This is a genomic window from Kitasatospora sp. NPDC058965 (assembly GCF_042741245.1).
GTDB lineage: Bacteria > Actinomycetota > Actinomycetes > Streptomycetales > Streptomycetaceae > Kitasatospora.
The window spans coordinates 1-3,665 of the sequence record NZ_JBHYKG010000194.1; the positions used below are offsets into that span (position 1 = coordinate 1).

General features: G+C 73.4%; 3 protein-coding genes. All 3 read right to left on the reverse strand.

All coding sequences use genetic code 11. The features are described 5' to 3' along the window. Positions 1 to 37 precede the first annotated feature (37 nt). The 3 genes from ACFW1A_RS26940 to ACFW1A_RS26950 are packed head-to-tail and all read right to left on the reverse strand — an operon-like array spanning position 38 to position 3,419. The gene (locus tag ACFW1A_RS26940) at positions 38 to 880 is read right to left on the reverse strand and encodes a transglutaminase N-terminal domain-containing protein (protein WP_380412876.1); all 843 of its coding nucleotides are present in this window, start codon (positions 878 to 880) and stop codon (positions 38 to 40) included. A 5-nt stretch (positions 881 to 885) separates the two neighbouring features. Beyond that, on the reverse strand, positions 886 to 1,851 hold the full coding sequence (locus ACFW1A_RS26945) for an alpha-E domain-containing protein (RefSeq protein WP_380412878.1): 966 nt from the start codon (positions 1,849 to 1,851) through the stop codon (positions 886 to 888). Continuing rightward, complete coding sequence (locus tag ACFW1A_RS26950; protein WP_380412880.1) at positions 1,848 to 3,419, reverse strand: circularly permuted type 2 ATP-grasp protein; 1,572 nt, start codon at positions 3,417 to 3,419, stop codon at positions 1,848 to 1,850. The genes ACFW1A_RS26945 and ACFW1A_RS26950 overlap by 4 nt, the downstream gene beginning before the upstream one ends. Positions 3,420 to 3,665 lie beyond the last annotated feature (246 nt).

A 3,665-nucleotide genomic window follows, 5' to 3' on the forward strand; every position in this document is an offset into this window, starting at 1 on the left:
GACATGGGCCGACCGGCCGCCGCGGGCTCCGTGCGGCTCACGCGAGCCGGGTGAACTCCACCCGTACCTGTGGCAGTTCGCCCGGCGCGCCGCGGTAGACCCCCTTGTGCGGCGGCACGTCGCCGTACTCGCGCCCGCGCGCGACGATCACGTGCGACTCACCGGGATGGGTGCCGTTGGTCGGGTCGTGACCGATCCACGCGCCCGCCCAGTACTCGACCCAGGCATGGCTCTCCCCGGCCACCGGACCGTCGGCCGCCGCGTCCGGCGCGGGGTGCAGGTAGCCCGACACGTACCGGGCCGGCAGGCCGACCGCGCGCAGCAGGGCCACGCTCAGGTGGGCGAAGTCCTGGCAGACACCCCCCTGCTGGTCCCAGGCCTCCTGCGCGCCGCTGTGCACCCCGGTGGTTCCCCGGCAGTAGTCGAGGCGCGCCCTGACCAGGTCGGTCAGCGCCGTCGCGGCCTGGTGGGCGTCCAGCCCGGCGGCGGCCGCCCGCGCCCGCTCCGCGAGCTCCGGCCCCACCGTGGTGCGCGCCGTCGCGGCGAGGAACTCCGTCAGCCGGGAGTCGGCCGACCGTGCGGCGATCTCGGCCCGGTCCAGCGGTACGGGGAGCGGGCTCGGCGGGGCGGTCTCGACCAGGCTGGTCGCCGTCAGCGACAGGCTGGTGTGCGGGTCCGCCAGGTCGAACACGGTGACCTGGGTGCCCCAGTAGTCCCAGTACGTCCACTGCGAGGCCGCGGGGCTGACGGTGACCCGCGAGTCCAGCACGGTCTGGGTGGGCAGGGTGAGCGGGCTCATCCGCGCCTCGTTGTACGAGGAGGAGGCCGGGCTCGGGTACCCGACCCGGGTCTCGTGGCGTATCCGCAGTCTGCTCGTCATCGCCGTCACTCCCTCTCCGGTGCTCCGGACTGGTGGGACCATTCGATCGGGCCGTCGTAGGGGAAGTAGCGTTCGGCCACGGCCCGGGTGGCCTCGCCGCAGGCCCGCTGGAGTTCGCCCAGCAGCGCGGGCAGTTGCGCCAGCTCGGCGGAGTCGAGGTACTCCAGCCGGGTGCGCATCCGGCCCACGGCCAACCGTGCGGGTTCGGGCCGCTGCCGGGCGCTGCCGCCGCCGAGTTCGGCCAGGCACTCCTCGGCGGAGCTCAGCGCGTGCAGGACCGAGCGCGGGAAGCTCCGGTCGAGCAGCAGGAATCCCGGCACCCCGCTCGGGTCGCTGCCGGCGCCGCGGGCGCGGACGAAGGCCTCCTCGGCGCCGCTCGCGCTGAGCAGGGTGGGCCAGTCGGGTGCGTGGACGGCCGCCAGCACCCGGACGGCGAGCAGCCGGGCGATCATGTCGACCCGTTCCAGGCTCCGCCCGAGGACGACGAAGCGCCAGCCGTCGTCGCGGCTCATGGTCGAGTCGGCGAGCCCGAAGAACAGGGCGGCGCGGCGGCGGACCAGCCCGAGGTAGACGTGCGGTCCGGTGCGGCGGGCCACCTGGCGCTGCTCGGCGAGCTGGTGCCAGGTGGAGTTGAGCGTCTCCCACATCTCGGTGGAGACCACGTCGCGGGCCGTCAGCGCGTTCTGGCGGGCTGCCAGGAGGGCCCCCTCGATCGAGCCGGGACTGACCGCGTCGAAGGCGAGCCGGGCCAGCACCGCATCCATGTCGCAGCGCTGCTCGGCCGGCACGGCCACGCCGAGGATGGCGTGCAGCGAGCGGCAGGCCGCGTCCTCGTCGCTCCACGGGTCCTCCAGCAACCGGTGCAGGTAGGCGTCCAGGATGCGGGCGGTGTCGTCGGCGCGCTCCACGTAGCGGCCGAGCCAGAACAGCGACTCGGCGATCCGGGAGAGCATGGTGTCGGTGGTGATCACTGCTGCGCCTCCTGCCGGGACGGGCCGCCTGGTGTGCCCGCGGCGACGCCCGGTCCGAACTGACGCGGAATCACCTCGCTGACGGCGGTGGGCTGCTCGTCCTCGGGACGGCTCGGCCCGGCGCTGGGCGCCAGCACCCAGGTGTCCTTGGAGCCGCCGCCCTGGCTGGAGTTGACGATCAGGTTGCCCTCGCCCAGGGCCACCCGGGTCAGCCCGCCCGGGAGCAGCCAGACGTCGTCGCCGTCGTGCACGGCGAACGGCCGCAGGTCGATGTGGCGGGGCGCCAGACCGTCCTCGCCGTCGCCGCGGCGGCTCAGGGTCGGTGAGGTGGACAGCGCCACGGGGCGCTGGGCGATCCAGCCGCGCGGGTCCGCGGCCACCTCCTTGGCCAGGCGGTCGAGCACGGGCCGCTCCGCCCGTGGGCCGATCACGATGCCCTTTCCCCCGGCGCCGTCGACCGGCTTGAGCACCAGCCGGTCCAACTGGTCGAGGACCTCCGCCAGCCGGCCCGGCTCCTGGGGCCGGATGGTCTCCACGTTCGGCAGGATCGGCTCCTCCGCCAGGTAGTACCGGATCAGGTCGGGGACGTAGGTGTAGAGCAGCTTGTCGTCGGCGATGCCGTTGCCCACGGCATTGGCGAGGGTGACGTTCTTGGCGTGCGCGGCGGCCATGATGCCCGGGACGCCGATCAGCGAGTCCGGGCGGAAGTGCAGGGGGTCGAGGAAGTCGTCGTCCAGCCTGCGGTAGATCACGTGCACCGGGCTCTCCCCCCGGGTGGTGCGCATCCGCACCCGGTGGCCGGAGCAGACCAGGTCCCGCCCCTCGACCAGCTGGACGCCCATCAGCCGGGCCAGCAGGGCGTGTTCGAAGTAGGCCGCGTTGGCCACCCCCGGTGTGAGGACGACCACGACCGGATCGGTCACGCCCTCCGGGGCACAGGCCTTGAGCGCCGCCAGCAGGCGCTGCGGGTACTCGTCCACCGGCCGCACGGGTTGCTCGGCGAACAGGGCCGGGAAGGTCCGGGTCATCACCCGGCGGTTCTCGATGACGTAGGACACGCCGGACGGCACCCGGACGTTGTCCTCCAGGACTCGGAACCGTCCCTCCTCGTCCCGGACCAGGTCGATCCCGGAGACGTGGATCCGGACCCCGTTCGGCGGTTCGATGCCGTGCGCCGCCCGGTGGAAGTGCGGCGAGGAGTAGAGCAGCCGGTAGGGCACCACGCCGTCCCGGAAGACCCGCTGCCCGCCGTAGGCATCGGCCAGGAAGGCCTCCAGGGCGAGGACCCGTTGCCGCACGCCCCGGGTCAGCCGGTCCCACTCGACGGCGTCGAGCAGCCGCGGCACCAGGTCGAGCGGGAACGGGCGTTCCTCGCCGCCGTAGGAGTAGGTCACGCCGCGGTCCGTGAAGGACCGGGCCATCTGATCGGTGCGGTACCGGAGTTCGAGGGAGTCCAGCGGGCTCAGGGCGGCGAAGACGGCTTCGTAGGCCGGTCGCACCACCCCGGGACGCTCGAACATCTCGTCCCACGCGTCCGCTGTCGTGTACGAGTCGAAAATGTCGGCCATGACGAGACGTTATGGTTCGTCGGTTTCGGCCGCGTGTCGGCTGCACTACCGGAAACACCCCGTGCCTGCTCAGGCAGTCCGGCCGGATGTGACGGTCTGTCAGCACCGCCCAGCACCCCGACAGACCGAAGCGGGGCGCCGCGTGTACCGCGGGGCGCGGCCTGAGTGGGTGGGGAGCTTGGGGGGTGGTGGTTAGGGAGGGTGTGGGGTGTGGGCGCGGGGGGCGTGTGGGGTGGGGTTGGGCAG

Coding starts and splice junctions, on each gene's coding strand:
- ACFW1A_RS26940 (WP_380412876.1), bottom strand. CDS start 880: ATGACGAGCAGACTGCGGATACGCCACGAGACCCGGGTCGGGTACCCG.
- ACFW1A_RS26950 (WP_380412880.1), bottom strand. CDS start 3,419: ATGGCCGACATTTTCGACTCGTACACGACAGCGGACGCGTGGGACGAG.